The organism is uncultured Pseudomonas sp., from assembly GCF_913777995.1.
Classification (GTDB): domain Bacteria; phylum Pseudomonadota; class Gammaproteobacteria; order Pseudomonadales; family Pseudomonadaceae; genus Aquipseudomonas.
Genome location: NZ_CAJYVE010000009.1, coordinates 44,376 through 70,592, shown reverse-complemented (window position 1 = coordinate 70,592; position 26,217 = coordinate 44,376). Strand labels below are relative to the sequence as shown.

The 26,217-nt window shown below is 64.1% G+C and carries 25 protein-coding genes; 12 read left to right on the top strand and 13 right to left on the bottom strand.

Annotation, left to right across the window (positions count from 1 at the left end; all coding sequences use genetic code 11):
* Nucleotides 1-193: hypothetical protein (locus tag QZ497_RS02745; RefSeq protein WP_295470831.1), on the top strand; the 193-nt coding region annotated here is incomplete at its 5' end.
* 166 nt (nt 194-359) lie between these two features.
* Here QZ497_RS02745 and QZ497_RS02740 read toward each other — a convergent pair.
* Both QZ497_RS02740 and QZ497_RS02735 read right to left on the bottom strand, forming a co-directional pair.
* On the bottom strand, nt 360-1,607 hold the full coding sequence (locus tag QZ497_RS02740; protein WP_295470829.1) for a ribonucleotide-diphosphate reductase subunit beta: 1,248 nt from the start codon (nt 1,605-1,607) through the stop codon (nt 360-362).
* 600 nt (nt 1,608-2,207) lie between these two features.
* Entirely contained in the window at nt 2,208-5,126 is a 2,919-nt protein-coding gene (locus QZ497_RS02735; protein WP_295470827.1) for a ribonucleoside-diphosphate reductase subunit alpha, read from the bottom strand.
* Nucleotides 5,127-5,768: 642 nt separating this feature from the next.
* On the opposite strand from QZ497_RS02735, the gene QZ497_RS02730 reads away from it, so the two are divergent.
* Genes QZ497_RS02730 through fhuF form a run of 3 tightly spaced genes read left to right on the top strand, consistent with a single transcriptional unit; the run spans nt 5,769 to nt 8,808 of the window.
* Nucleotides 5,769-6,497 carry a response regulator transcription factor gene (locus tag QZ497_RS02730; RefSeq protein WP_295470825.1) on the top strand — a complete coding sequence of 243 codons (729 nt, stop codon included), beginning with the start codon at nt 5,769-5,771 and terminating at the stop codon, nt 6,495-6,497.
* Complete coding sequence (locus QZ497_RS02725; protein WP_295470824.1) at nt 6,494-8,116, top strand: ATP-binding protein; 1,623 nt, start codon at nt 6,494-6,496, stop codon at nt 8,114-8,116. The genes QZ497_RS02730 and QZ497_RS02725 overlap by 4 nt, the downstream gene beginning before the upstream one ends.
* The gene (gene fhuF / locus QZ497_RS02720; protein ID WP_295470823.1) at nt 8,113-8,808 is read left to right on the top strand and encodes a siderophore-iron reductase FhuF; all 696 of its coding nucleotides are present in this window, start codon (nt 8,113-8,115) and stop codon (nt 8,806-8,808) included. Before QZ497_RS02725 ends, fhuF begins: the two co-directional genes overlap by 4 nt.
* A 53-nt stretch (nt 8,809-8,861) precedes the next feature.
* Here fhuF and QZ497_RS02715 read toward each other — a convergent pair whose 3' ends face one another.
* Together QZ497_RS02715 and QZ497_RS02710 are read right to left on the bottom strand one after the other, a co-directional pair.
* Nucleotides 8,862-9,587, bottom strand: a complete 726-nt coding sequence (locus QZ497_RS02715; protein ID WP_295470821.1) for a 4'-phosphopantetheinyl transferase — start codon at nt 9,585-9,587, stop codon at nt 8,862-8,864.
* A 54-nt stretch (nt 9,588-9,641) separates the two neighbouring features.
* The gene (locus tag QZ497_RS02710; RefSeq protein ID WP_295470820.1) at nt 9,642-10,430 is read right to left on the bottom strand and encodes a dienelactone hydrolase family protein; all 789 of its coding nucleotides are present in this window, start codon (nt 10,428-10,430) and stop codon (nt 9,642-9,644) included.
* Between the two features lie 247 nt (nt 10,431-10,677).
* Between QZ497_RS02710 and QZ497_RS02705 the strand changes: the two genes are divergently transcribed.
* From QZ497_RS02705 to QZ497_RS02690, 4 genes are all read left to right on the top strand, one after another.
* Nucleotides 10,678-11,355 (top strand): response regulator, encoded by a 678-nt coding sequence (locus tag QZ497_RS02705; RefSeq protein ID WP_295470818.1) that lies wholly within the window; start codon nt 10,678-10,680, stop codon nt 11,353-11,355.
* A complete protein-coding gene (locus QZ497_RS02700) occupies nt 11,352-12,698 on the top strand; it encodes an ATP-binding protein (RefSeq protein WP_295470816.1) in 1,347 nt (448 codons plus the stop codon). Before QZ497_RS02705 ends, QZ497_RS02700 begins: the two co-directional genes overlap by 4 nt.
* 60 nt (nt 12,699-12,758) lie before the next feature.
* On the top strand, nt 12,759-13,145 hold the full coding sequence (locus tag QZ497_RS02695; RefSeq protein ID WP_295470814.1) for an Imm10 family immunity protein: 387 nt from the start codon (nt 12,759-12,761) through the stop codon (nt 13,143-13,145).
* Between the two features lie 362 nt (nt 13,146-13,507).
* The gene (locus QZ497_RS02690; protein ID WP_295470812.1) at nt 13,508-14,854 is read left to right on the top strand and encodes a dicarboxylate/amino acid:cation symporter; all 1,347 of its coding nucleotides are present in this window, start codon (nt 13,508-13,510) and stop codon (nt 14,852-14,854) included.
* A 68-nt stretch (nt 14,855-14,922) separates the two neighbouring features.
* Here the strand turns inward: QZ497_RS02690 and QZ497_RS02685 are convergent, their stop codons facing one another.
* The 3 genes from QZ497_RS02685 to QZ497_RS02675 form a co-directional block, all read right to left on the bottom strand.
* Nucleotides 14,923-15,417 carry a SprT family zinc-dependent metalloprotease gene (locus QZ497_RS02685; protein ID WP_295470810.1) on the bottom strand — a complete coding sequence of 165 codons (495 nt, stop codon included), beginning with the start codon at nt 15,415-15,417 and terminating at the stop codon, nt 14,923-14,925.
* Nucleotides 15,418-15,505: 88 nt separating this feature from the next.
* On the bottom strand, nt 15,506-16,105 hold the full coding sequence (locus tag QZ497_RS02680; RefSeq protein ID WP_295470809.1) for a Yip1 family protein: 600 nt from the start codon (nt 16,103-16,105) through the stop codon (nt 15,506-15,508).
* A 122-nt stretch (nt 16,106-16,227) separates the two neighbouring features.
* Nucleotides 16,228-16,377, bottom strand: a complete 150-nt coding sequence (locus QZ497_RS02675; RefSeq protein WP_295470807.1) for a hypothetical protein — start codon at nt 16,375-16,377, stop codon at nt 16,228-16,230.
* On the opposite strand from QZ497_RS02675, the gene ttcA reads away from it, so the two are divergent.
* Nucleotides 16,376-17,200, top strand: coding sequence for a tRNA 2-thiocytidine(32) synthetase TtcA (gene ttcA, locus QZ497_RS02670; RefSeq protein WP_295470805.1), 825 nt, complete (start codon nt 16,376-16,378; stop codon nt 17,198-17,200). The two genes, QZ497_RS02675 and ttcA, sit on opposite strands and share 2 nt — an antisense overlap.
* A 1-nt stretch (nt 17,201) precedes the next feature.
* Here ttcA and QZ497_RS02665 read toward each other — a convergent pair whose 3' ends face one another.
* From QZ497_RS02665 to arsC, 3 genes are all read right to left on the bottom strand, one after another.
* Nucleotides 17,202-17,873, bottom strand: a complete 672-nt coding sequence (locus QZ497_RS02665) for a DNA-3-methyladenine glycosylase I (RefSeq protein ID WP_295470803.1) — start codon at nt 17,871-17,873, stop codon at nt 17,202-17,204.
* A 158-nt stretch (nt 17,874-18,031) separates the two neighbouring features.
* A complete protein-coding gene (gene wrbA, locus QZ497_RS02660) occupies nt 18,032-18,637 on the bottom strand; it encodes an NAD(P)H:quinone oxidoreductase (protein WP_295470801.1) in 606 nt (201 codons plus the stop codon).
* On the bottom strand, nt 18,634-18,987 hold the full coding sequence (gene arsC / locus QZ497_RS02655) for an arsenate reductase (glutaredoxin) (RefSeq protein WP_295470800.1): 354 nt from the start codon (nt 18,985-18,987) through the stop codon (nt 18,634-18,636). The genes wrbA and arsC overlap by 4 nt, the downstream gene beginning before the upstream one ends.
* Nucleotides 18,988-19,114: 127 nt before the next feature.
* On the opposite strand from arsC, the gene QZ497_RS02650 reads away from it, so the two are divergent.
* The gene (locus QZ497_RS02650; RefSeq protein WP_295470798.1) at nt 19,115-19,582 is read left to right on the top strand and encodes a TlpA disulfide reductase family protein; all 468 of its coding nucleotides are present in this window, start codon (nt 19,115-19,117) and stop codon (nt 19,580-19,582) included.
* A gap of 266 nt (nt 19,583-19,848) precedes the next feature.
* Here the strand turns inward: QZ497_RS02650 and QZ497_RS02645 are convergent, their stop codons facing one another.
* The 3 genes from QZ497_RS02645 to QZ497_RS02635 form a co-directional block, all read right to left on the bottom strand.
* Nucleotides 19,849-20,247 (bottom strand): META domain-containing protein, encoded by a 399-nt coding sequence (locus QZ497_RS02645; RefSeq protein WP_295470797.1) that lies wholly within the window; start codon nt 20,245-20,247, stop codon nt 19,849-19,851.
* Nucleotides 20,244-20,681: a hypothetical protein gene (locus QZ497_RS02640; RefSeq protein ID WP_295470795.1), complete on the bottom strand. Its 438-nt coding sequence runs from the start codon at nt 20,679-20,681 to the stop codon at nt 20,244-20,246. The genes QZ497_RS02645 and QZ497_RS02640 overlap by 4 nt, the downstream gene beginning before the upstream one ends.
* 80 nt (nt 20,682-20,761) lie before the next feature.
* Nucleotides 20,762-23,515 carry a response regulator gene (locus QZ497_RS02635; RefSeq protein WP_295470793.1) on the bottom strand — a complete coding sequence of 918 codons (2,754 nt, stop codon included), beginning with the start codon at nt 23,513-23,515 and terminating at the stop codon, nt 20,762-20,764.
* Between the two features lie 358 nt (nt 23,516-23,873).
* Here QZ497_RS02635 and cysM point away from each other — a divergent pair, with 358 nt between their 5' ends.
* Both cysM and rlmD read left to right on the top strand, forming a co-directional pair.
* On the top strand, nt 23,874-24,776 hold the full coding sequence (cysM, locus tag QZ497_RS02630; protein ID WP_295470792.1) for a cysteine synthase CysM: 903 nt from the start codon (nt 23,874-23,876) through the stop codon (nt 24,774-24,776).
* A complete protein-coding gene (gene rlmD / locus QZ497_RS02625) occupies nt 24,776-26,131 on the top strand; it encodes a 23S rRNA (uracil(1939)-C(5))-methyltransferase RlmD (protein WP_295470790.1) in 1,356 nt (451 codons plus the stop codon). The genes cysM and rlmD overlap by 1 nt, the downstream gene beginning before the upstream one ends.
* Nucleotides 26,132-26,217: the final 86 nt, after the last annotated feature.

Here is a 26,217-nt window from a genome sequence, read left to right as displayed (position 1 = left end):
CGCCGGCCCCCTGGAATGGCGCCGGAAGGAGGGAACCCCGCCGCAGGCGGGGCCAAACCAGGAGCAGTGGTTTGCCCACTTTGCCGTAACAAAGTGGGTCGCCCGCCAGGGCGAAACCTGGGGCCGGAACAGCTTTAACATCAGCTGGGAGGTGCTCGCGAGCAAGCTCCAACAAAAGCCGAATAGCGTCTAACTGACCGGTATTGGCTTTAGCCGCAAAAGCGCCAGGAAATTCAGTGCATCTGCTGTGAACAGGCGGTCGTTTTGCGGCTGAAGCCGCTTAGCCGGTCTAACTGACCAGCAGGCATAAAAAAAACCGGAAGCCTGGGCTTCCGGTTTTTTTGCTTCGGGCTGGTCGATCAGTCCCAGCTCAGCGCGCCGCCGGTCTGGTACTCGATCACGCGGGTCTCGAAGAAGTTCTTCTCTTTCTTCAGGTCCATGATCTCGCTCATCCACGGGAAGGGGTTGGTGGTACCTGGGTACTCTTCCTTCAGGCCGATCTGGGTCAGGCGGCGGTTGGCGATGAACTTCAGGTAGTCTTCCATCATCGCCGCGTTCATGCCCAGTACGCCGCGCGGCATGGTGTCGCGCGCGTATTCGATTTCCAGCTGGGTGCCCTGCAGGATCATCTGCGTGGCCTCTTCCTTCATGGCGGCATCCCACAGGTGCGGGTTCTCGATCTTGATCTGGTTGATCACGTCGATGCCGAAGTTCAGGTGCATGGACTCGTCACGCAGGATGTACTGGAACTGCTCGGCAACGCCGGTCATCTTGTTGCGGCGGCCCATGGAAAGGATCTGGGTGAAGCCGCAGTAGAAGAAGATGCCTTCCAGCACGCAGTAGTAGGCGATCAGGTTGCGCAGCAGTTCCTTGTCGGTTTCCGGGGTGCCGGTGTTGAACTCCGGGTCGGAAATCGAACGGGTGTACTTCAGGCCCCAGGCGGCTTTCTTCGCGACCGACGGGATCTCGTGGTACATGTTGAAGATCTCGCCTTCATCCATGCCCAGCGACTCGATGCAGTACTGGTAGGCGTGGGTGTGGATCGCCTCTTCGAAGGCCTGGCGCAGGATGTACTGGCGGCACTCGGGGTTGGTGATCAGGCGGTACACGGCCAGGGCCAGGTTGTTGGCGACCAGCGAGTCGGCGGTGGAGAAGAAGCCGAGGTTGCGCATGACGATGCGACGCTCGTCGTCGGTCAGGCCTTCGGGGTTCTTCCACAGGGCGATGTCCGCGGTCATGTTGACCTCTTGCGGCATCCAGTGGTTGGCGCAGCCGTCCAGGTACTTCTGCCAGGCCCAGTCGTACTTGAAAGGCACCAACTGGTTGAGGTCGGCGCGGCAGTTGATCATGCGCTTTTCGTCGACGGCGACGCGAGCGGAGGCACCTTCGAGTTCGGCCAGGCCTTCGGCGACGTCCAGGGCATCGAGCGCCTTCTTGGCGCGGGCGACCGCAGCCGAGTCGCTGTCGGTTACCGCACGGGCTTCCTGGGCCGCGGCACCGCCGGCACTGTCGAGGCGGTCCAGGGTCGCTTCCTGGGTCTTGGAGGCCTGGGGGGCAGCGGCGCTGACTTCGCCGTCTTCCTTGTCGAATTCGTCCCAGCTCAGCATGGTTTACATCTCCTGCTTGAGGGTCGCCCGGAAGGGGACCGGTGGATTTTTAAGTAGGCTGTGCCCGCGTTGCATTGGCAGTCGCGGGCAACGGAATCTGTCTCGATGAGTCGAGTGGTCTACGGTGTCGGGTGCTGGAGGCAGCGCTCTGTAGCCTGGCCGCTGCGGCTTGGGCAGCGTGCGGGCCGGTGACACGATTCCCGGTTGTATTCAGGTGAACCGGTATTGCCTGCGCAATGGGTCATTTGAGTACCCTGGATCGAGGGCGCGCAGTATACAGAAGATTGCCCTGCACTGCCTTACCCGTTGAGAAAATCAGCCCATGAAAAAGGCGCTTTCCGGACTTCCGGCGGCGCTGGCTTTCCTGGTGGGGAAAACGCATCGAGTCACACCGAAAGGGCTCATATTGTGTTTCGTTTTGATTCGAGGCACAAGATATAGTTTCGTGCGCGGTTCGAGAAAAATCTCGATGCAGGCAAATGGTGACAGCGGGAGAGGCGGAGTGCGCTGACCTGGGTCAGCCGTACAGCGGGGAAGGTGAAGCTTCGCGGCTCAAGCCGCTCCCACCGGGGCAGGAGTGGCTTGAGCCGCGAATGACGCTTACTGGCAGGCCTCGCAATCAGGCTCGTCGATGGCGCAGGCCTTCGGCACGGGGGCCGGGCCGGCCGCCGGAGCGGCTTCGCTTGGGCGCGGGGCGCTCAGTGCGGAGTCGTCCGGACCATGGCCACCGCTGGACACGGCGTTCAGCTTGCCGGTGTTGATGGTCGACTTCTCGGTGCTGGTCGCGGCCAGGGCACGGAGGTAGTAGGTGGTCTTCAGACCACGGTACCAGGCCATGCGGTAGGTCACGTCGAGCTTCTTGCCCGAAGCGCCGGCGATGTACAGGTTCAGCGACTGCGCCTGGTCGATCCACTTCTGGCGACGGCTGGCGGCGTCGACGATCCAGCGGGCTTCCACTTCGAAGGCGGTGGCGTACAGGTCTTTCAGCTCTTGCGGAATGCGCTCGATCTGCTGCACGGAGCCATCGTAGTACTTCAGGTCGTTGATCATTACCGGGTCCCACAGATCGCGGGCCTTCAGGTCGCGGACCAGGTATGGGTTGATCACGGTGAATTCGCCCGACAGGTTCGATTTCACGTACAGGTTCTGGTAGGTCGGCTCGATGGACTGCGACACGCCGGTAATGTTGGCGATGGTCGCGGTCGGCGCGATGGCCATGATGTTCGAGTTACGGATACCTTTCTTGACGCGTTCGCGAACCGGCGCCCAGTCCAGGGTCTCGTTCAGGTCGACGTCGATGTACTTCTGGCCACGGGCTTCGATGAGGATCTGTTGCGAGTCCAGCGGCAGGATGCCCTTGGACCACAGCGAGCCCTGGAAGCTCTCGTAGGCGCCGCGCTCGTCGGCCAGGTCGCAGGAAGCCTGGATGGCGTAGTAGCTGACCGCCTCCATCGAGGTGTCGGCGAACTGCACCGCGGCTTCGGAACCGTACGGGATGTGCTGCAGGTACAGCGCGTCCTGGAAGCCCATGATGCCCAGGCCGACCGGACGGTGGCGCAGGTTGGAGTTACGCGCCTGCGGCACCGAGTAGTAGTTGATGTCGATCACGTTGTCGAGCATGCGCACGGCGACGTCGACGGTGCGCTTGAGCTTGGCGGTGTCGAGCTTGCCGTTGACGATATGGTTCGGCAGGTTGATCGAACCCAGGTTGCACACCGCGATCTCGTCGGCGTTGGTGTTCAGGGTGATCTCGGTGCACAGGTTCGAGCTGTGCACCACGCCCACGTGCTGCTGCGGCGAACGCAGGTTGCACGGGTCCTTGAAGGTCAGCCATGGGTGGCCGGTCTCGAACAGCATCGAGAGCATCTTGCGCCACAGGTCCTTGGCCTGGATGGTCTTGAACAGCTTGATCTTGCCTGGGTATTCGGTCAGGGCTTCGTAGTACTCGTAGCGCTCTTCGAAGGCCTTGCCGGTCAGGTCGTGCAGGTCTGGCACTTCCGAAGGCGAGAACAGGGTCCACTTGCCGTCATCGAAGACGCGCTTCATGAACAGGTCGGGGATCCAGTTGGCGGTGTTCATATCGTGGGTACGACGACGATCGTCACCGGTGTTCTTGCGCAGCTCGATGAACTCTTCGATGTCCATGTGCCAGGTTTCCAGGTAGGCACAGACAGCGCCCTTGCGCTTGCCACCCTGGTTGACCGCCACGGCGGTGTCGTTGACCACTTTCAGGAACGGCACCACGCCCTGCGACTTGCCGTTGGTGCCCTTGATGTAGGAGCCCAGTGCACGCACAGGGGTCCAGTCGTTGCCCAGGCCGCCGGCAAACTTGGACAACATGGCGTTGTCGTGGATGGCGTGATAGATGCCCGACAGGTCGTCCGGCACGGTGGTCAGGTAGCAGCTCGACAGCTGTGGACGCAGGGTGCCGGCGTTGAACAGGGTCGGGGTCGACGACATGTAGTCGAAGGACGACAGCAGGTTGTAGAACTCGATGGCGCGGTCTTCGCGCTGCTTCTCTTCGATGGCCAGGCCCATGGCCACGCGCATGAAGAACACTTGCGGCAGTTCGAAGCGGATGCCGTCCTTGTGGATGAAGTAGCGGTCGTACAGGGTCTGCAGGCCCAGGTAGGTGAACTGCTGGTCACGCTCGTGGTTGATCGCCTTGCCGAGCTTTTCCAGGTCGAAGCCGGCCAGCGCCGGGTCGAGCAGCTCGTACTTGATGCCGGTCTCGATGTAGGCCGGCAGGGCCTTGGCATACAGCTCGGCCATTTCGTGGTGGGTGGCGCTTTCGGCCACGCCCAGGAAGCCCAGGGCCTCGGCACGCAGGGTGTCCATCAGCAGGCGGGCGGTGACGTACGAGTAGTTCGGCTCGCGCTCGACCAGGGTACGGGCGGTCATCACCAGGGCGGTGTTGACGTCCTTGATGGCCACGCCGTCGTAGAGGTTCTTCAGGGTGTCGTTCTGGATCAGGTTGGCGTCGACCTCTTCCAGACCTTCGCAGGCTTCGCTGACGATGGTGTGCAGGCGCGCCATGTCCAGCGGCTCCAGGCTGCCGTCGGCGCGGGTGATGCGGATGCTCGGGTGCGGCTGCACGGTGCTTTCGGCAGCGGCGCGGCCAGCACGTTCCTTGGCCCGCGAGTCACGGTAGATCACGTAGTCGCGGGCGACTTTCTGCTCGCCGGCGCGCATCAGGGCCAGTTCGACCTGGTCCTGGATCTCTTCGATGTGGATGGTGCCGCCCGATGGCATGCGACGCTTGAAGGTGGTGGTGACCTGTTCGGTCAGGCGGGCGACGGTGTCGTGGATGCGCGACGAGGCGGCGGCGGTGCCGCCCTCAACTGCGAGAAACGCCTTGGTGATGGCGACGGTGATCTTGTCGTCGGTGTAGGGCACGACAGTCCCGTTACGCTTGATGACACGCAATTGACCTGGAGCGGTGGCGCTCAGGTCCTGCTGGGCCTGATTCGATTGCGGCGCAGCGGTCGGCTGGTTCTCGCGAGTTGTGTCTGTCTGCATGGGGGGCTCCACAGTCTTTAAGTATGTTCGGGTATCACTACCCACCGCGCCGGCGGGTGGCCGGACAAGGAGGGCGCATGGCCCTCCCGGTTTGAAACCACGGCGACGGGGGTGGACCCGACGCCTGCTTTGTTCTTCAGAGTGCTGGTTCGATGTTGCAGAATGTGTGATGCACATTTGCCACATCCGCGGTTCGAGCGAGCGATTGGGCTGCCGAGCCGGCCATTAGTTCCACGCTGCGGACTCAATAAAAAAGCTTGAAAACCGGCCTGGAAATGTGTTCAGAGGTTCTGGAGGTAAACCCTACATCTAGGGTCTGCCCCTGAAAAAAGATACAAGATAATGCGTTTTCCGAGGCAGTTCAACGCACCCTCTGTGGATAACCCTGTGAACACTTTGTGCATCCACGGGGGCAAAAGGCGGTGCAGGCCGCAACCCTGTTGGGCTGGACCGTTCGTCACCGTTTTTTTTCGGAGGGTATCGGCGGTTGGGCATGGTTCGAAGGGCGCGCACCCTATCACAAAAATCGCCTCGCACAAGGGGCTGTCACGCGACTGCGGCAATGCGCCCGCAGGGCAGCTGGCACTGGGGCAAGCCCGGTGGCGTTGCTACACTCGCCACAGGAGAGAACGGAGGCGATCCATGAGTGAGCAATCCTGGCGTGTCTTGATCGTGGAGGACGACCAGCGCCTGGCTGAGCTGACCCGCGACTACCTGATGGCTAACGGCCTTCAGGTGAGCCTGGAAGGCGATGGCGCCCTGGCGGCCGGGCGCATCCTCGACGAATGCCCCGACCTGGTGATCCTCGACCTGATGCTGCCCGGCGAAGACGGCCTGAGCATCTGCCGGCGGGTGCGTCCTGTCTACACCGGGCCGATACTCATGCTCACCGCCCGCACTGACGACAGCGACCAGGTGCAGGGGCTGGACACCGGCGCCGACGACTTCGTCTGCAAGCCGGTACACCCCAGGGTGCTGCTGGCGCGCATCCATGCCCTGTTGCGCCGCAGCGAGCCGCTGGCGGCCAGCGCAGCGAGCCATCTGGAGTTCGGCGCGCTGCGGGTCGACAACGCCCTGCGTGAGGCGTGGCTGCAAGGCCGCACCATCGAGCTGACCGGTGCCGAGTTCGACTTGCTGTGGCTGCTGGTCAGCAACGCCGGGCGGGTGCTGTCGCGCGAAGAAATCTTCACCGCCCTGCGCGGCGTGGGTTACGACGGCCAGGACCGCTCCATCGACGTACGCATTTCGCGCATTCGCCCACGCATTGGCGATGACCCGGAACAACCCCGGCTGATCAAGACCGTGCGCAACAAGGGCTACCTGTTCGTGCCCGAGGCCGCACGCCAGCTGCACGGCCTGGCCCGCGCATGAACGCCATCTTCCTGCGTATCTATGGCGGCGTGCTGGCAGTGCTGGTGCTGGTCGCGCTGCTCGGTGTGCTGTCGTTGCACTGGCTCAACCAGCAGCGCGGCGAGCAGTACCGTGAGCGCCTGGCGCATGGCACCTTCACCCTGATGGGCGACAACCTGGCCAGCATGAACGGCATCCAGCGCCAGCGCGCCCTGGCGATCTGGGAACGCCTGCTGGGCATTCCGCTGAGTCTGCTCGATGCCGAGCAGGCGGGGCTGGACAGCGGCGCGCGCAGCCGCCTGCAGCGCGGCCAGGTGCTGGTGGAGCAGACCGGCCCGCACGCGGCGCGGGTGTTCCGCCAGCTGAGCGCCAGCGAGCCGTTGCTGCTTACCGGGGAGGTGCAGCAGATTACCGAGCAACTGGCTCGCGCCACCCTTTACCTGCTGATCGACGAACTGGTGCGCGCCCCGGCGGACGAGCAGCCGGCGCGCCTGCAGGCCTTGAAGCGCGACAAGGGCTTCGGCTTCGACCTCAAGTTGCTGGCCCTGGACCAGGCCGACCTCGACGACGACCAGCGCCGCCGCATCTATGAAGGCGATACGGTGATGGCCCTGGGCAAGGGCGGCGACTCGATCCGCGTGCTGTCCGGCATCGTCGATACCCATTGGGTCCTGGAACTGGGCCCGCTGTATCAGTTACGACCTTACCCGCCCGAGGCCCTGGTGATCATCGCCTTGCTGGGCCTGTGTTTCATCGGTGTGGTGGTCTATCGGCTGGTGCGCAGGCTGGAGCGGCGGGTGCAGGCCCTGGAAGCCGCCGCCACGCAGATCGCCCAGGGCAGTCTGCAGACGCGGGTGCCCAGCGGCGGCAATGATTCGGTGGGGCGCCTGGCCACTGCCTTCAACAGCATGGCCGAGCATCTGCAGCGTTCGCTGACCATTCAGCGTGAGCTGGTGCGCGCAGTGTCGCACGAGCTGCGTACACCGGTGGCGCGGCTGCGCTTCGGCCTGGAGATGATTCAGGACGCGGACAACGAAGCGGCCCGCCGTCGTTACATTCTGGGCATGGACAACGACATCCAGGACCTCGACAAGCTGGTCGACGAGATGCTCACTTACGCGCGCCTGGAGCAGGGTACGCCGAACCTGGATTTCCAGCGGGTCGACCTCGACGCGATGATCGACCAGGTGATCGCCGAGCTGGCACCGTTACGCCCGCTGGTGCGCCTGCTGCGCGGCTCGTCAGGCGGCGAGGACGGCGCCTCGGCGTGCTGGGTCGAAGCCGAGCCACGCTATTTGCGGCGCGCCATCCAGAACCTGGTAAGCAATGCCATGCGCCATGCCGAGTCCCAGGTCAGCATCAGTTACCGGGTCGAGGACGGGCGTTGCCGGCTGGATGTCGAGGATGATGGCCCTGGCGTACCGGAAGCCGCCTGGGAGCGGATCTTCACGCCGTTCATGCGCCTGGATGACAGCCGTACGCGGGCTTCGGGCGGGCATGGCCTGGGTTTGTCCATCGTGCGACGGATCATCAACTGGCATCAGGGGCGTGCGCTGATCGGCCGCAGCGAGCGCCTGGGCGGCGCACGCTTCAGCCTGGCCTGGCCGCGGGTGCAGGCCGTCGAGAAGGTCGAGCCTTGAGCGGCGTCTCGCTGGAAGTCGAACTGCACGGGTTCGGCTGTCGGGTGTTGGGCGAGGGCCATGGTCGGGCACTGACCGCGCTTTCGGCGCTGGTGCGTGACGAATCGCTGGAAGCCTTGCTGCTGCAGCTCTATGGTGCGCAACTGATGCCGGCGCAGCGCCCGGTGCTGGTGTCGCAATGGGCCAAGTACCTGTTTGGACTGTTGATTACGCCGGTGCTGGTGGCGATCCTCACCCGCGACTGGCACTGGCCACTGCGCCTCGACCATTTGGCTATCGCCGTGGACGAGCGCGGCCTACCCGATGGCCTGCTGTTTGTCGAAGCAGGCAGCCGCCGGGTCATGAACGCAGACGAACCGTTGCAGGCCTTCGATGCGCTGCTGGACGACCTGCTGACCCCGCTGATTACCCGGCTCGGTGTTTATGGCGAACTGCCGCGTGCGGTGTTGTGGAGCAGTGCCGGCGAAGCGCTGGACGCCTGCCTGCGGTGCCTGGAAGCCTCCTTGGCAGAGCGCGGGCGACCGCTGCTGGAACAGGCCCGGCGCAGCGATGGCCGACGCAATCCGCTGTACCGCAGCGTGGTGCATGTACCGCGCTACCAGCGGCGGGCCTGCTGCCTGAGCCATCGCGTGGCCTGGGTAGGGCGTTGCGAGCACTGCCCGCTGCCGATTGAAGCCCCGGCGAAGCTGTAGGACCGGCTTGGGCCGGGAAGCTTTTCGCCGCCTGCGCCACGTTCACCGCGTGGTCAGCCCGCCACCGCCACCAGGCTCAGCAGGTGCTCATCATGCAGGGCGAACTGACCTTGCAGGCGTTTGCCGTGGTGCCACTCCGGGGAAAGGTCGCAGAGCAGTTGCAGCTCGACCTGGCCATCGGCGGACCAGCTCAGCACTTGCGCATCTTCGAAATAGAAACGCTTGCCGACGATGGGGTAGAGGGCCTTGAACAGGGCTTCCTTGACGGAAAAGGTCAGGGTCACGCCCAGTGCAGCCTGGTCGCCGCTCAGGGCGTGCAGGCGCTGCAGCTCATCGGCGGTGAGAATTTCTCCGGCCAGACGCAGGGCGCGCTCTTCGGGCAGCAGGGTTTCGGCGTCCAGGCCCAGGCCACGCCAGGTTCCGGACTGGGCGACGATCGCTGCGGCCCAGCCGGTGCTGTGGGTGATCGAACCACACAGACCGGCCGGCCAGACCGGCGCACGATCATCGCCGATGTGCGGTACGTACAGGCGTCCGTCAAGCCGGTGCAGGGCTTCCCGGGCGCACAGCCGCCCGGCGAGAAATTCCGCCTGGCGCTTGGCCACTGAACGCTGGATGCTGGGCGGTGGGGTGATGCCGCTGCGCGCCCAGTCTTCGGGGTTGAGCTGGGCGGGGTCGAAATGGCCACTTATTAATACCACCCCTTTAAGTGGTGTCGGCAGTGGCCAGTGATGCTGGAGTTCGGGGCAGCAGGCGGGAAGAGGGGTTGTGAAGGTCATGGCGAGCTGTCTGGCGTGGGCAGGGGAGCGGTCGGCGCCGCTCCCCGTGCAGGGTTAACCGAAGATCTTCTTGAAGAAGGCTTGCATGTCGGCCCACGAACTCTGGTCGGCGGCCTTGTTGTAGCCGATGTCCGGGCCACCGTGTTCGCCATGGCTCAGGCGGTCGGCGTCGGGGTTGGTGAAGCCGTGCTTGGCGCCTTCGATGCTGACGAACTTGTAGTCGGCCTTGGCGGCATCCATTTCCTGCTTGAAGGCTTCCACGTCCTTGGCGGTGACCATGCTGTCGGCGGCGCCGTGTTCGACCAGCATCGGCACCTTGATACCTGGCTTGGCCGGGCTCTGGGTCGCCAGGGCGCCGTGGAAGCTGACCACGCCGGCCAGCGGTTCACCGCGACGCGCCGCGTCGAGTACGACCTTGCCGCCGAAGCAGTAGCCGATGGCGGCGATTTTCGCCGGGTCGGTCTGCGCCTGCTTCTTCAGCTCCTGCAGGCCGGCGTCGAAGCGCTTGTTGGAGGCGTCGCTGTCTTTCAGTGCCGCTTGCATGAACGTCAGGGCGTCCTTGGGGTGCTCGGTGTTCTTGCCTTCACCGTACATGTCGATGGCCATGGCGGCGTAGCCCAGTTCGGCCAGGTCGCGTGCGCGACGCTTGGCGTAATCGTTCAGGCCCCACCATTCATGGACCACCAGCACGCCGGGGCGCTTGCCGCTGATCGCATCGTCATACGCGTAGTAAGCCACCAGCGGGGTGCCGTCGGCGCTCTTGTAGTTGATCTGCTCGGTCTTCACCGCGGCCTGGGCCATGCCGGCCAGGCCCATCAGGGTCAATGCAATCCAGACACGCATGTGCAATTCCTTTGTACGAGAGGGGGGGAAACACGCCAAAGCCTATACGATTTGTCGGCTGGCGTGTGCGGCGAGTGTTCAGTCGGGGTTCAGCGCCTGGGCATTACTGTGGATCCAAGGATGTCCAGGCCATGGCTCGTGGCGGCGCAAGACCGCTATGATGCAGCCTATGGATCGGGCGCTTGCCTGGCGGTCTGCGGACCGCCGTCATTAGTCCTGAGGATGCGCGGGCATCCGGGAGAGCTGCATGAAGTTGTTGGTGGTCGAGGATGAGGCGCTGCTGCGCCATCACTTGCGTACGCGCTTGAGCGAGGCCGGGCATGTGGTCGAGGCGGTGGCCAACGCCGAAGAGGCCCTGTACCAGGTGGGGCAGTTCAACCACGACCTGGCGATCATCGACCTGGGCCTGCCGGGCCTGAGCGGGCTGGAGCTGATTCGCCAACTGCGCAATCTGGGCAAGGCGTTCCCGATCCTGATCCTCACCGCCCGTGGCAACTGGCAGGACAAGGTCGAGGGGCTGGCCGCCGGTGCCGATGACTACGTGGTCAAGCCGTTCCAGTTCGAAGAGCTCGAGGCGCGGCTCAATGCGTTGCTGCGGCGTTCCAGTGGTTTCATCCAGTCGACCATCACTGCCGGCCCGCTGCTGCTGGATCTGAACCGCAAGCAGGCGGCGCTGGAAGAACAGCCGCTGCCGCTGACCGCCTATGAATACCGCATTCTTGAATACCTCATGCTGCATCATCAGCAAGTAGTGCCCAAAGAGCGCCTGATGGAGCAGCTGTACCCCGACGATGACGAGCGTGATCCGAACGTCATCGAGGTGCTGGTCGGTCGCCTGCGCCGCAAGCTGGATACCGCCGCCGCCTTCAAACCCATCGAAACCGTGCGAGGCATGGGCTACCTGTTCACTGAGCGCTGTACATGATTCGTTCGCTGCGCCTGCGGCTGATGCTCGGCGCCGCCACCCTGGCGGTGATCTTCATGTTGCTGATGCTGCCGGCCTTGCAGAGCGCCTTCAGCCTGGCGCTGCGTGGTGCCATCGAGCAGCGCCTGGCCGCCGACGTGACCACCATGATTTCCGCTGCTCGGGTCGAGAATGGCGGCCTGCTGATGCCATCGCTGCTGCCCGGCGAGCAGTTCAACCTGCCCGGCAGCCGCCTGCATGGCTACATCTTCAACCGGGACGGGCAGTTGGTGTGGCGTTCGCTGGCCAGTGAGGGCGAGGAACTCGACTACCGCCCGGTGTACGACGGCCAGGGCAGCAAGTTCACCAAGGTCAAGGCCGACAACGGCGACCAGTTCTTCGTCTATGACGTAGAGATCCGCCTGTTGGGCGGGCGCAATGCCGCGTTCAGCATCGTCGCCGTGCAACCCTTGCATGGTTACCAGGAAACCGTCGGGCAACTGCGCAAGAAGCTTTACCTCGGCTTTGGTGCGGCACTGACGGTGCTGCTCGGCTTGCTGTGGTTGGGGCTGACCTGGGGCCTGCGGGCGCTCAAGGGGCTCAGCCAGGAGTTGGACCAGGTCGAAGCCGGCGAGCGTGAAAGTCTCAGCGAGAACCACCCCAGTGAGCTGTTGCGTCTCACCGACTCGCTCAACCGCCTGTTGCGCAGCGAGCGTGAGCAGCGTATCCGCTACCGTGATTCGCTGGGTGACCTGGCGCACAGCCTCAAGACCCCGCTGACCGTGTTGCAAGGTGTCAGCGAGAACATCGCCAAGCGCCCGGAGGACGTCGAGCAGGCCCGCGTGCTGCAATCGCAGATCGAACGCATGAGCCAGCAGATTGGCTACCAGTTGCAACGCGCCAGCCTGCGCAAGAGCGGCCTGGTGCGCCATTACGTGATCCTGCGCCCGGTGGTCGAAAGCCTGTGCAGCACGCTGCAGAAGGTGTACCGCGACAAATCGGTCAAGGTCAGCCTGGAGGTGCCGGAAGACAGCCAGGTGCCCATGGAAGAAGCGGCACTGATGGAAATGCTCGGCAACCTGCTGGAGAACGCCTACCGGCTGTGCCTGGGTGAAGTACGGGTGAGCTTCGTCAGCCACCCGGAAGGAGACGAGTTGTGCGTCGAAGACGATGGGCCGGGCGTACCCGCCAGCCAGCGGGCGCGGATTCTGGAACGTGGCGAACGGCTCGATCGGCAGAATCCGGGGCAGGGCATCGGCCTGGCGGTGGTCAAGGACATCATCGAAAGCTACGGCGCGCGCCTGACGCTGGACGAGTCGCCGCTGGGCGGCGCGCTGTTCCGTATTCATTTCATGGCCGAGTGAACGGCCCGCGACGTGCGCGGGTCAATGGGATCTCCACCGTCACGCACAGGGAGCGGCGTCATGAATATTCGTTTTACCGCACGGTGTCATGAATGCTTCGTCGAAGACGAGGTGCTGATCGTCGGCTTTGCCGACAGCAAGAGCGACCCTGGCGACTACCTGATCCTGCAACGCGCCGAAGCCTTCGATGAGCAGGACCGGCGGCTGGGCATGGCCACCTACTACGTCGAGACGGCACAGCCAGGGCTGGCGGGGTATGGCGGTGTCGAACGGGTGGAGCTGGCTGCCGGACGCCTGCGCCTGGTCTTTGCCCCGGCGACGCCATGGTGTCGCGACCTGCAGCAGGTCGAAATCCTGCTGGGGCCGCCACTCGACGACCTGGACGCCGTCGAGCGGTCCCTTGCCGGGATCTTCCCCGATGCCCTACCGGCGATAATCCGCCATTGAGTCCCCGGCGGGCGCTTGTCGACGTTTGCACGCCCGCGCACTCGCCAGTCCTTTCCTGTCAGGGTGGCCATTCTTAGGCCATTAGTGGGCGGATACCCGCCACTTTCCCCCGGCGCACGCACTGAAGAGGCGGAAATCCGCCACCTGTGGGTTTCGCGAAACCCTGCTGTCAAGGCTGTGAGCCTTGTAGGGCAAGGCTTTCAAGCAGTCAGGCAAAGCCTGGCATGCAGGTTGCTACGTACCTGGCAGAGGCCTGCGCCGCGCAGCTCGACACAACAAATCCCTCCAGTGCAGGAGGGTTAGCGCTTATAGGCAACATCTACGCCGGAACTGCGTAGGTGGAGCTCTTGAGGATAACTACAATGACGACTCGTCAGCCTATCTACAAATCCCTGTACTTCCAGGTCATCGTGGCCATCGTGATCGGTATCCTGATCGGTCACTTCTACCCGCAGACCGGTGAAGCCCTGAAGCCCCTGGGCGACGGCTTCATCAAGCTGATCAAAATGGTCATCGCCCCCATCATCTTCTGTACCGTCGTCAGTGGCATCGCCGGCATGCAGAACATGAAGTCGATCGGCAAGACCGGCGGTTACGCGCTGCTGTACTTCGAAATCGTTTCCACCCTCGCGCTGATCATTGGCCTGATCGTGGTCAACGTCGTCCAGCCTGGCGTGGGCATGAACATCGACCCGGCCACCCTCGACGCCTCGAAGATCGCTGCCTATGTCACGGCCAGTAAGGACCAGAGCGTCATTGGCTTCATCCTCAACGTGATCCCGAACACCATCGTCGGTGCCTTCGCCAACGGCGACATCCTGCAGGTGCTGATGTTCTCGGTGATCTTCGGTTTTGCCCTGCATCGCCTGGGCGCCTACGGCCGTCCGGTGCTGGACTTCATCGATCGCTTCGCCCATGTGATGTTCAACATCATCAACATGATCATGAAGCTGGCCCCCATCGGTGCCTTCGGTGCCATGGCCTTCACCATCGGCAAGTACGGCGTGGGCACCCTGGTGCAGCTCGGCCAGCTGATGATCTGCTTCTACATCACCTGCTTCCTGTTCGTGATGCTGGTACTGGGCGCCATCTGCCGTGCGCACGGTTTCACCGTCTCCAAGGTGATCCGCTACATCCGTGAAGAGCTGCTGATCGTCCTGGGTACTTCCTCTTCGGAATCGGCCCTGCCACGCATGCTGATCAAGATGGAACGCCTGGGTGCCAACAAGTCGGTGGTGGGTCTGGTCATTCCGACCGGCTATTCCTTCAACCTCGACGGTACCTCGATCTACCTGACCATGGCGGCGGTGTTCATTGCCCAGGCCACCAACACCCATATGGACATCACCCACCAGATCACTCTGCTGCTGGTGCTGCTGCTGTCTTCCAAGGGTGCTGCCGGTGTCACCGGTAGCGGCTTCATCGTCCTGGCAGCCACTCTGTCGGCGGTGGGTCACCTGCCGGTGGCCGGCCTGGCGCTGATCCTGGGTATCGACCGCTTCATGTCTGAAGCCCGCGCCCTGACCAACCTGGTCGGCAACGCCGTGGCTACCCTGGTGGTCGCCAAGTGGGTGGGCGAGCTGGACAACGACAAGCTGCAGGCCGAGCTGGCCTCCGGTGGTTCGGCGCTGGTCGATCCGCGTCCGGCAGACGACCTGGGTGTCGCTGAAGGTGCCGCGCCTGCCAGCCTGAGCAAGCCAAACGTCTGATTACGCCTCGGACATGAAAAAGCCCATCTTCGGATGGGCTTTTTCGTTTCTGGCGCTTCGCTGGTCTGTCATTCGATACGGGTTTCGCCACTGAACACCAGGGTCTGCCGACAGCGTCGGCACAGGTAGCGACGGCCTTGGGCAACCAGGCGATGGCGCTGTGCGGTGAACGGAAAGTCGCTTTCCGGGCAAGGGCAGCGGTAGATGTAGCGGGTCACCAGGCGGCGCTGCACGGCATAGCTGTGGCAGCGGTTGGGGGGCAGGTCGTAGACCCCGCGCATGATCAACTGCCATTCCTCGCCGTGGGGCTGGATATGGCTGCCGAACAGTTGGTGAGCGATCAGGTGAGCCACCTCGTGGGGGACGGTCTGGCGCAGAAAGTCGTCGCGGTTCTCGCGGTACAGCTGCGGATTGAAGCGCAGCATGTTCTCGTGCAGGTGCGCGACACCGGCCTTCTGGCCGCGCAGCTTGAAGCTCACCTGCGGGCGCTTGAAGGGGCGTTTGAAAAAGGCTTCGGCTTGTTGGTAACAGGTTTCGACGCGGGACTTCAGTAACTCGGGCATGCGTGACAACTCTCCAGTGGCGCCCAGTATGCCGCAAGGCGGGCGGCGGTCGGAAACCCGCCCGCCCACTGGTCGTCGCGGCGTCGCTTCAGGTGATGTACTGCGGGCCGGCCCCCAGGCCCCAGAGCACCACGGTAAAAGCCATGATCGCCACCAGGACCACCAGCCCCACCGAGAGCACCGCACTGGCGAACATGAAGCCTTCCTCGGGTGGGACCCTCATGAACGTCGGCAGGCCGGTGTACAGCAGGTACACCGTGTAGGCGATGGCCGCCGTCCCGGCCAGCATGCCCAGCCACAGGTGCGGATAGAGCGCCGCCAGGCCGCCGATGAACAAGGGTGTAGCGGTGTAAGTGGCAAAGGCGACGCAGCGCGCCAGGGTGGGATTGGCATCGTAGGTGCGCGCCATCCAGTGGATGAACCCGCCCATCACCGCGACCCCGGCGAGCATGGTCAGGTACGACAGCAAGGCCATCGTCAGCGCGCTACCCGGGGTCAGCAGCACCGCCGGGCGGTCGTCGATGACCCAGCCGACCTGCGTGGTGCCGATGAACGCACAGACCGGCGGGATGGCCGCCAGCACCAGCGTATGGGTCAGGTACAGGTGGCCGATGCTCTCGTCTTCCTGGCCGATGGCCCGCCATTCGCGTTGCGGATGGGTGAACAGGCCCCAGACATGATTGATCACGGTATCTCTCCTCACCGGCGCACCTTTTGGCCACCGATCGTCGGGTCACAGACTCCATTGGCAAGTATAGAAAGCGCGGCAATGCCCCGGAGCCAGGGCTTAGAGCGTTTGGCAATCGGTCGTCAGGCGCTAATAGCTGGCACCAAGCGTAGCGGCATGTTCAATGATGCGAAGGTTGTGCGTAAAATGTCGGCCCTTTCAGCGGCGCGGCGGCCAATTCCAGCCAGCGCTGCCATGTTGTCGAACCTTGCAGCGGAAACCACCAGCATCATGGGCACTCTTTCAGTCAATCAGAACAAACTGCAGAAACGCCTGCGTCGGCTGGCCGGCGAAGCCGTCGCCGACTACAACATGATCGAGGACGGCGACAAGGTCATGGTCTGTCTGTCCGGTGGCAAGGACAGCTACACCATGCTCGACGTGCTGATGCACCTGCAGAAGGTTGCGCCGATCAAGTTCGACATCGTGGCGGTGAACATGGATCAGAAGCAGCCGGGTTTCCCCGAGCACGTGCTGCCGGCTTACCTTGAGACCCTGGGCGTCGAGTACCACATCGTCGAGAAAGACACCTACTCGGTGGTCAAGGAGCTGGTTCCGGAAGGCAAGACCACCTGTTCGCTGTGCTCGCGCCTGCGCCGTGGCACCCTGTACACCTTCGCTGACGAAATCGGCGCCACCAAGATGGCCCTGGGTCATCACCGCGACGACATCGTCGAGACCTTCTTCCTCAACATGTTCTTCAACGCCTCGCTCAAGGCCATGCCGCCCAAGCTGCGCTCCGACGACGGGCGCAACGTGGTGATCCGCCCTCTGGCGTACTGCCATGAGAAGGACATCCAGGCCTATTCGAACTTCAAGCAGTTCCCGATCATCCCCTGCAACCTGTGCGGCTCGCAGGAGAACCTGCAGCGCCAGGTGGTCAAGGAGATGCTTCAGGAGTGGGAGCGCAAGACCCCGGGCCGGGTCGAGAACATTTTCCGCGCCCTGCAGAATGTCCAGCCGTCGCAGCTGGCCGATCGCAATCTGTTCGACTTCGCCAGCCTGCGCATGGACGAAAGCGCAGCGTCGCGCTTCGTCAACGTGGTCAACCTGTGATTCAGTGATTCACCGTGTAGGCCAGCATCGCCGATAGCTGGCACAGTGGCCGGCCGCTCTGCGCCTGCCACTGGTTGAACGCGGCCTGCACGATGGCCTGGTCGCGCTTGCTGGTCGGCACCTTGTCGATGATGTCCTGGGCGCGCAAGGCGGCCACCACGTCATTGCTCGGTACGAAGGTGTCCTTGCCGATCATGCGCAGGAAGCGCGGCGCGGACAGCCCGCCCATCTGGCTGCCGTGCTTGCCCAGGTATTGCCACAGGCCGGTGATGTCGTCCGTCGGCCACTGGGCGATGAAGCGCCCGAAGCTGCCATGTTCACGGGCGATGTCGAGAATCAGCTGGGCATTGCGCGGCACGCTCTTGAGCTTGCCCAGGTGACGGATGATGCGCGTGTCCTGCATCAGCCGCTCCAGGTGGTCGGCGCCCATCAATACGACCTTTTCCGGATCGAAACCAAAGAACACCTGCTCGAAGGCCGGCCACTTGGCGTCCACCAGGCTGTGCTTTAGTCCGGCGCGGAACACCCGTAGCGCCAGGGTGGACAGGTAGCGGTCATCGCCGAGGGCCTCCAGCTGCTGCGTGGTGCGCGGCACCGGCAACTGCGCCTCCAGGGCCTTGGCCGAACCGAAACGGTTCAGGCAGTACTCGTTGAGCCATTGGTAATCGAGCATCGGAACTCCAGGTCAGGGTTTGCACGGCAGGGCTGTCGGGTCGTACAGGCAACGGACGGGCAAGGTGGCATCAGCCGATGAAGCCTTCCCGGCCAAAGCCGGTCCTGCAGGGGGCGGGATCCAGCCCTGTCAGGCACGACTTCGACCAGGCGCTGTGCTCAGGCGGATTGGCCTGACAACGCCACGGCGATTTTCGCCAGGCGCTGGCCCAGTGCGCGGCACAGCTCGGTCTCATGCTTGTCCAGTGGGCGTTTGCCGTCCTGGCCGGCATGGTGACTGGCGCCATAGGGGGTGCCGCCGCCAGTGGTGTCCAGCAGGGCCGACTCGCTGTAGGGCAGGCCGGTGATCAGCATGCCGTGGTGCAGCAGCGGCAGCAGCATGGACATCAGCGTGGTCTCCTGGCCGCCGTGCAGGCTGGCGGTGGAGGTGAACACTGCCGCAGGTTTGCCCACCAGGGCACCGGTCAGCCACAGGTTGCTGGTGCCGTCCAGGAAGTACTTGAGCGGTGCGGCCATGTTGCCAAAGCGCGTCGGGCTGCCCAGGGCCAGCCCCGAGCAGTGCCTGAGGTCGTCGAGGGTGGCGTAGGGCGCGCCGCTTTCCGGTACATCCGGTGCACTGGCCTCGCAGTCGGCGGACACTGCCGGTACGGTGCGCAGCCGCGCTTCCATGCCGCCCATCTCGATGCCACGGGCGATCTGCCGGGCCATCTCGCTGGTCGAGCCGTTGCGGCTGTAGAACAGCACCAGAACGTAGGGCGTGGTCACGGCAGCAGCTCCAGCAGGTTTTCGGTGGGGCGACCAATCGCCGCACGTTCACCGGCGACCAGGATCGGCCGCTCGATGAGTTTGGGGTGGGCGACCATGGCGGCGATCAGTTGCTCGTCGCTCAGCGCCGGGTCGGCCAGGTTCAGGTCCTTGTATTCGTCTTCGCCGCTGCGCAGCAGCTGGCGCGGGGCGATGCCCAGTTTGCCGAGCAGGCTGCGCAACTGGGCGGCGTCCGGCGGGGTCTGCAGGTACAGCACCACCTGCGCGTGCAGGCCGCGGGATTCGAGCAGTTCCAGGGCCGCCCGGGATTTCGAGCAGCGCGGGTTGTGATACAGGGTCAGATCGGTCATTTCAGGTCGCATCTTGTCCAGGGTGGCGCGTATTCTACCCGCGCCATGGTACTGATCGACATAATCGGTGCCGATTGGTTGCATCGAGTGTCATATGCACAGTTCAGAGCGATAGAAGGAAACACAGATGGCAAGGCGATTGGCGGCGGTGGTAGCGCTGGTGGGCAGTATGCTGCTCAGCGGCTGTGGCGTAGACCTGGGCACTGACCAGAATGGCCAGAAGGTTGCCAGCGAGCGCATCGACAAACACTGGCTGGTCATCAATTACTGGGCCGAATGGTGCGGCCCTTGCCGGGTGGAGATTCCCGAGCTGAATCAGTTGGCCGAACAGGTGAAGGATCAGAACGTCACGGTGCTGGGGGTCAACTTCGACAACCTGCAGGGTGATGAGCTGAAAAAAGCCGCCGAGACCCTGGGGATCAAGTTCACCGTGCTGGCCCAGGACCCGGCTGAGCGTTACGACCTGCCCACCGCCGAAGCCTTGCCGGTGACCTACATCATCGATGACAAGGGCAAGATGCGTGAGCAGTTGCTGGGCGAACAGACCGCCGCCGGCGTTACTGCCCGCCTCAAGGCGTTGCGTGGGGAAGGCTAGTCAGTTTACCCGCCAGCCTTTTCGCGGCTGAAGCCGTTGCTACCGGGTAATGCGGTGGGAGAAGCGGATAGCTCCGGCTCTAGCCGCAGTACTGGCAAGTCAAGGCATCCGGGCTTTTGTTGGAGCGAGCTCGCTCGCGAAAAGTCCGGTGAAGCCAGCGAATCTGCTGGGAGCTTGAGGCAGCGATCGCGAGCAAGCTCCAACAAGGTCCGATTACGACCAACTGACCCGTGTTGGCGTCAGCCGGAGTATTTTCCTCTGGCCCGTCAAGGCCAGAAACGCAGCGGCTTGTCCTCGGCTGGCCAGAGGCGCAACTGGCCCATCGGCGAGATATCCCAGCGCTGGATCTTGGGCAGGGTGTCGATGAAGCGCTGCTCCTGTTCCATCAAGGCTTCCACGCACAGCTTGCGGGTGCGGCCGACCGGCCCGAAGGTGATCGACTGCCCCTGCAGGGTGTAGCTGGCGAACCAGTGGTTGCACCCGGCATTGCCATAGGCGCGGCCATCGGCGCCCAGGGTCATGGTCATGCCGCTGCGGTCCACCAGAGGGCGCTCACCGATCCATTCCAGCGCATAGCTGTGCTCATGTTCGATGCGTGGCGCCTCGCTGGCGCAGCCGGCCAACAGCAATGCGCCGGCCAGGAGGGTCAGCCCTACAGGTTTCATTGCGGTTGCACCTGGCACTGGCGGCACACATGGCGGTCGCCGTCGGTTTTCCAGCCCAGCTCGGCAATGCGTGCGACGGCGGCAGGTTTCTGCGCTTTGGCGCCCAGCTTGCTTTCCACCGAGAACTCGAACTTCAGCTCGGCATTGCAGCTGTCGCACTGCACGCTCCACTCATGGATCGCCAGCTCATCGAACACCGGGCCATTGGCCACTGCGACCCACTGCCCTGGCGGGTTGATCAGGTGGCGGACCTTTTCCACGGTGAGGCGCATGTAGAGGCTCTTGCTGCCCTTGAGGGTGACCAGCAGCTGGTCGCCGCCCTGGATCGACCCGCCGTTGCCGGTCACCTGGTAGCGGCCCGGCGCCAGGGTGCGGCACTCGGTGAGGGTGTGTTGAGGGTTGAGCATGCTGTAGCGGAAATCGTGTTCGACCATGGGTCCTCCAAAATGCGGCGGCATCTTAGCATGCCGTCGACCCTCGGGCTCGCCGCCGGACACCTGGCGGCGAGTCAGTCTCAGGCCGATACCCGGGCTTCGGCAGCCAGGCGGGCGATGGCCTTGTCCAGTTCGTCCAGTGCTTCGTCGGCATGCGGGTCGTCCTGCTTGAGCAGGGTCTCGGCACGCTGACAGGCGGCCCGCAATTGCGGTACACCGCAATAGCGGGTGGCACCGTGCAAGCGATGGATGCGTTCGATGAGCGCCTGGATGTCGGTGATCGAGCGGGCTGCGCGAATCGCCTCGCGATCGGCATCCAGCGAAGCCAGGAGCATGGCCAGCATGTCGGCGGCCAGGTCAGCCTTGCCAGCGGCCAGGCGCAGCCCTTCTTCGGGGTCGAGCACCAGCGGGCCCAAGTGAACGACGTCGTTGTCGACCTGGGCTTCCGGGGTGGGCGCGCGCAGCGCCAGGCCGGTCCACTTGAGCACCACCTGGGCCAGCTGGCGCTCGCTGATCGGTTTGGTCAGGTAGTCGTCCATGCCGCTTTGCAGCAGCGAGCGCTTTTCATTGGCCATGGCGTGGGCAGTCAGAGCGACCACCGGCAAGGCGCTGCTCTGCCGCTCGGCTTCCAGCTCGCGGATCGCTTCGGTGGCCTGGCGGCCATCCATGCCGGGCATCTGCACGTCCATCAGCACCATGTCGAAGCGCTCGTGCTGGACCGCCTGCACGGCGGCATAGCCGCTGTCCACCGCGAGTACGTTGGCGCCCATGTCCTCGAGCAGGGTCTGCACCAGCAGCAGGTTCGCCGGGTTGTCGTCCACGCAGAGGATGCGCGGTGCCCGGCTGGGCTGGGGCAGGGCGCTTTCGGTGCGCACATGGCGCGGCTGGATCAGGTCGGTCAGCGCCCGGCGCAGCTTGCGGTCGCAGGCCGGCTTGGCCTGCAGCTGGGTGTAGACATCCGGCACCGAGACCTGGAACAGCGACTGTTCGATGGTCGGGCACAGCACCAGCACCTTGCAGCCGAGATTTTCCAGGTCCCAGATGGACTGGCGCAGGCGTTCGGGCGGAATCTCGCAACTGGTCACGCCGATCACCGCCAGCTCGATGGCCGTGGGGCTCTGGTGCGCAGCCGTAACGCCATTGATCAGGGTTTCCAGGTTCTTGAACACCAGCGGCTCCAGGCCACAGTCCTCCAGCTGATGCTCCAGGGCCTGGCGCGCCAGTTCGTGGCGCTCCATGATCGCCACACGCACCCCTTGCAACGGCTGTACGACCGGGTCCTCGGAGTCGTCGCGGGCCTTGGGCAGCTTCAGGCTGATCCAGAATTCCGAACCCACCCCCGGCGTGCTCTCCACGCCGATCTCGCCGCCCATCTGCTCGATCAGACGCTTGGAAATCACCAGCCCCAGACCCGTACCGCCAGGCTGCCGGGACAGCGAATTGTCGGCCTGGCTGAAGGCCTGGAACAGGGCGCGCAGGTCGTCGCTGGACAGGCCCACGCCGGTGTCCTGCACGCTGATGCGCAGGTGCGCACTGTCGTCGGTCTCTTCCTCGACCATGGCGCGAGCGACGATGGTGCCCTCGCGGGTGAACTTGATGGCGTTGCTGACCAGGTTGGTGAGGATCTGCTTCAGGCGCAGCGGGTCGCCGCTCAGCGCCACCGGGGTGTCGCGGTAGACCAGGCTGACCAGTTCCAGGTGCTTGGCATGCGCAGCCGGGGCGAGGATGGTCAGGGTGTCCTGCAGCAGGTCGCGCAGGTTGAACGGAATGTCGTCGAGCACCAGCTTGCCGGCCTCGATCTTCGAGAAATCGAGAATCTCGTTGATGATGTTCAGCAGGCTGTCGGCGGACTTTTCGATGGTATTGAGGTAGTCGACCTGCCGCGGCGTCAGCTCGCTTTTCTGCAGCAGGTGGGTAAAGCCGACGATGCCGTTGAGCGGGGTACGGATTTCGTGGCTCATGTTGGCGAGGAATTCCGACTTGATGCGGCTGGCTTCCAGGGCCTCCTTGCGGGCCAGATCCAGTTCGATGTTCTGGATCTCGATGGTTTCGAGGTTCTGGCGCACGTCTTCGGTGGCCTGGTCGATGCTCTGCTGCAGTTCTTCCTGGGCATGCTGCAGGGTCGAGGCCATGCGGTTAATGCCCGAGGCCAGTTCATCGAGTTCCTGGCTGCCCAACGGCGGCAGGCGGGTTTCCAGATGGCCTTCCTTGAGCTGGCTGACCGCCTGCTTGATGCGGCTCAACGGCTCGTTGATGCTGCGGCTCATGCGCAGCGCCAGGATCGCGGTGATGCCCAGCCCCGAGAGGATCAGCAGCAGGCTGGCGAACAGGCTGCGATAGCCACGCAGCAGGGTGCCATTGTGCGAGATTTCCATTTCCACCCAGCCCAGCAGGCGGTCGGCCTCTTCGGGCACGATGGGGCTAGTGAGGTGCCGCTGGCTGCCGAACACCGGCAGCAGGTAACGGGTGGCGTCGCTGCCGGTGCTGTTGAGCAGTTGCGTGCCCTGGCCGGTGGGTGCCGGGTTGAGCATGCTGGGGCCCGCGTGAGCCAGGACGTTGCGGTCGGCATCCAGGAAGGTCACCGCGCGCACGTCGGTTTCTTCCAGGCACTGGGTGGCGATGCGGTTGAGGATGCTCTTGTCCTTGTGGCCCAGCGCCGGGGCCGCGAGGGGCACCAATTGGCGGGTGATCATCTCGCCGCGCACCAGCAGCTGGTTCTGCAATTCGTACAGTTGCATCCAGGTGAAATAGCCGCCCAGCACCATGGCCATCAGGCTGGTGGGCAGAATGGTCAGCAGCAGAACCCGGCTCTTGATTCCCAGCTTGGTCAGCACATGCGTTCTCCAGCGCTCCGGGCATTCCGGAAGGTCATGTTCGTGCCGCATGCCGAGGGTCGCGGACCGCCGGCACAGGGCAGTGTAGCCATTGAATGGCAGGCATATTACATGCCTGGCCGCCTGGCAGTCGCATCCTTGGACGGCTCGGTAACCACCGGTCGTATGGCGGACGGCAGCCGGTGTGCCGGCGACTCTCGCCGGGTGGCGGGACAGCGGGGGCCAGAGCGGGCGCGTCGTGGAATTGGCGCAGGCCGTTATGTCGTTTGGTGATAAGCGCCTCACTTTGCGTGATATGGGCTTTGGGCGTTTGCCGGTATGATAGGCGGCCCCCGCAGTCTGGATTGCGAAAGACGCCATGACCCTGCCGTATCAAACCATTGCCGATTGCGTCGGCAACACCCCGCTGGTGCGCCTGCAGCGCCTCGGCGGCGAGACCAGCAATACCCTCCTGGTGAAGCTCGAAGGCAACAACCCGGCCGGTTCGGTGAAAGACCGCCCGGCGCTGTCGATGATCACCCGCGCCGAGCTGCGTGGCCAGATCCAGCCGGGTGACACCCTGATCGAAGCCACCTCCGGCAACACCGGTATCGCCCTGGCCATGGCTGCTGCCATCAAGGGCTACCGAATGATCCTGATCATGCCCGACAATTCCAGTGCCGAGCGCAAGGCGGCGATGACCGCCTATGGCGCCGAGCTGATCCTGGTCAGCAAGGACGAAGGCATGGAAGGCGCTCGTGATCTGGCCGAGCGCATGCAGGCCGAAGGCCGCGGCAAGGTGCTGGACCAGTTCGCCAATGGCGACAACCCCGAGGCGCACTACGCCGGCACCGGCCCGGAAATCTGGCGGCAGACCGGCGGCACCGTCACCCATTTCGTCAGCTCGATGGGCACCACCGGTACCATCATGGGCAATTCGCGCTACCTCAAGGAGCAGAATCCCAACGTGCAGATCGTCGGCCTGCAGCCGATGGAAGGCGCGGCCATTCCGGGTATCCGTCGCTGGCCTGAAGAGTACCTGCCGAGCATCTACCAGGCTTCGCGGGTCGACCGGATCATCGACATGGGGCAGGCCGAAGCCGAGGACGTCATGCGCCGCCTGGCCCGTGAAGAAGGCATCTTCTGCGGCGTGTCCTCTGGCGGCTCGGTGGCCGGCATGCTGCGCCTGAGCCGCGAGGTAGAAAACGCCGTGATCGTCGCCATCATCTGTGACCGCGGCGACCGCTACCTGTCGACCGGCGTCTTCGACGCGCCCAACTGATGGCCCGTCAGCAACGAGGGCTGCGTTTTCAGCCCGCTGGTGGAGTCAAGAGTGCCCAGGTGCCGACCGGCAAGAAACAGCGCCTGGTCGTCGAGCGGCTGGCCAATGACGGCCGTGGCATCGCCTTCGCCGAGGGCAAGACCTGGTTCGTGGCCGGCAGCCTGGCCGGTGAAGAAGTCGAGGCGCGGGTGCTGGGCGCGCGCGGCAAGGTGGTCGAGGCGCGCACCGAAAGGGTGCTGAGTGCCAGCGCCGCGCGCCGTGCCCCGGCCTGCGAATACTTCGGCCGCTGTGGCGGCTGCAGCGTGCAGCACATGCCTCACGACCAGCAGCTGGCGTTCAAGCAGGCCATGCTTGCCGAACAGTTGCAGCGCGTGGCCAGCGTGGAACCCGAACAATGGGCCGCACCGCTGGTCGGCAGCGAGCTGGCCTACCGCCGTCGTGCACGGGTCGCCGTGCGCTGGGACCCGAAGGCCCGTCAGCTGGACGTCGGCTTTCGCGCCGCCGCCAGCCAGGACATCGTCAATGTCCGCCACTGCCCGGTGCTGGTCGCCGAGCTGCAGCCGCTCATGGCACAGCTGCCTGAGTTGTTGCGCGGACTCGGCAAGCCGCAGGCAGTCGGTCATGTCGAGCTGTTCAGTGGCAGCGCCCTGGCGCTGCTGGTGCGACACACCGCGCCATTGTCCGACGCTGACCTGCAAATCCTTCACGATTTTTGCACGCGCAACCGCGTACAACTCTGGTTGCAAGGCGAGGGTGAACCTCGGCCGGCCGATCCGGTCCATGCCCTGGGTTATCGCCTGGAGCCCTGGAATCTGCAACTGGCCTGGCGGCCGGGGGATTTCATCCAGGTCAATGCCCAGGTCAACGAGGCGATGATCCGCCAGGCACTGGAGTGGCTGGCGCCACAGCCGGGCGAGCGGGTCATGGACCTGTTCTGCGGGCTGGGCAACTTCGCCCTGCCGCTGGCCGCACAGAGCGGCGAGGTGGTGGCGGTGGAAGGCGTGCAGGCGATGGTCGAGCGTGCGGCGCTCAATGCCCGGGACAACGGCCTGGAGAACGTGCAGTTCTTCCAGGCTGACCTTTCCCGGCCATTGACGCAGGCTGACTGGTCTGTAAAAGGATTTTCTGCGGTACTCTTGGACCCGCCGCGTGATGGCGCCTTCGAGGTGGTTCGGCAGATCGGCCAGTCCGGTGCCCGGCGGTTGCTGTATGTATCCTGCAACCCCGCCACGCTGGCGCGTGACACCCTTGAGCTGGTCAACCAGGGTTACCGCTTGAAACGAGCCGGGATTCTCGACATGTTTCCTCAGACGGCGCATGTCGAGGCTATGGCGTTATTTGAAATGAAAGAATGAGTGAGTGGGTGGCGGTTCAGTGGAACGAACCGGCTGCCGACAGGGAATCTCGTTTAATCAGACCGGCCCGCGAATGCCGGTACTTG

Bases quoted from the DNA above. Each gene is read 5' to 3' on its own strand.
- cysM (WP_295470792.1), top strand. From the start codon at position 23,874: ATGACCCTGCCGTATCAAACCATTGCCGATTGCGTCGGCAACACCCCG.
- QZ497_RS02740 (WP_295470829.1), bottom strand. From the start codon at position 1,607: ATGCTGAGCTGGGACGAATTCGACAAGGAAGACGGCGAAGTCAGCGCC.
- QZ497_RS02645 (WP_295470797.1), bottom strand. From the start codon at position 20,247: ATGAAACCTGTAGGGCTGACCCTCCTGGCCGGCGCATTGCTGTTGGCC.
- QZ497_RS02725 (WP_295470824.1), top strand. From the start codon at position 6,494: ATGAACGCCATCTTCCTGCGTATCTATGGCGGCGTGCTGGCAGTGCTG.
- rlmD (WP_295470790.1), top strand. From the start codon at position 24,776: ATGGCCCGTCAGCAACGAGGGCTGCGTTTTCAGCCCGCTGGTGGAGTC.
- QZ497_RS02730 (WP_295470825.1), top strand. From the start codon at position 5,769: ATGAGTGAGCAATCCTGGCGTGTCTTGATCGTGGAGGACGACCAGCGC.
- QZ497_RS02685 (WP_295470810.1), bottom strand. From the start codon at position 15,417: ATGCCCGAGTTACTGAAGTCCCGCGTCGAAACCTGTTACCAACAAGCC.
- QZ497_RS02700 (WP_295470816.1), top strand. From the start codon at position 11,352: ATGATTCGTTCGCTGCGCCTGCGGCTGATGCTCGGCGCCGCCACCCTG.
- QZ497_RS02735 (WP_295470827.1), bottom strand. From the start codon at position 5,126: ATGCAGACAGACACAACTCGCGAGAACCAGCCGACCGCTGCGCCGCAA.
- ttcA (WP_295470805.1), top strand. From the start codon at position 16,376: ATGGGCACTCTTTCAGTCAATCAGAACAAACTGCAGAAACGCCTGCGT.
- QZ497_RS02665 (WP_295470803.1), bottom strand. From the start codon at position 17,873: ATGCTCGATTACCAATGGCTCAACGAGTACTGCCTGAACCGTTTCGGT.
- QZ497_RS02675 (WP_295470807.1), bottom strand. From the start codon at position 16,377: ATGATGCTGGTGGTTTCCGCTGCAAGGTTCGACAACATGGCAGCGCTG.
- QZ497_RS02640 (WP_295470795.1), bottom strand. From the start codon at position 20,681: ATGGTCGAACACGATTTCCGCTACAGCATGCTCAACCCTCAACACACC.
- QZ497_RS02650 (WP_295470798.1), top strand. From the start codon at position 19,115: ATGGCAAGGCGATTGGCGGCGGTGGTAGCGCTGGTGGGCAGTATGCTG.
- arsC (WP_295470800.1), bottom strand. From the start codon at position 18,987: ATGACCGATCTGACCCTGTATCACAACCCGCGCTGCTCGAAATCCCGG.
- QZ497_RS02705 (WP_295470818.1), top strand. From the start codon at position 10,678: ATGAAGTTGTTGGTGGTCGAGGATGAGGCGCTGCTGCGCCATCACTTG.
- QZ497_RS02710 (WP_295470820.1), bottom strand. From the start codon at position 10,430: ATGCGTGTCTGGATTGCATTGACCCTGATGGGCCTGGCCGGCATGGCC.
- QZ497_RS02715 (WP_295470821.1), bottom strand. From the start codon at position 9,587: ATGACCTTCACAACCCCTCTTCCCGCCTGCTGCCCCGAACTCCAGCAT.
- QZ497_RS02690 (WP_295470812.1), top strand. From the start codon at position 13,508: ATGACGACTCGTCAGCCTATCTACAAATCCCTGTACTTCCAGGTCATC.
- QZ497_RS02695 (WP_295470814.1), top strand. From the start codon at position 12,759: ATGAATATTCGTTTTACCGCACGGTGTCATGAATGCTTCGTCGAAGAC.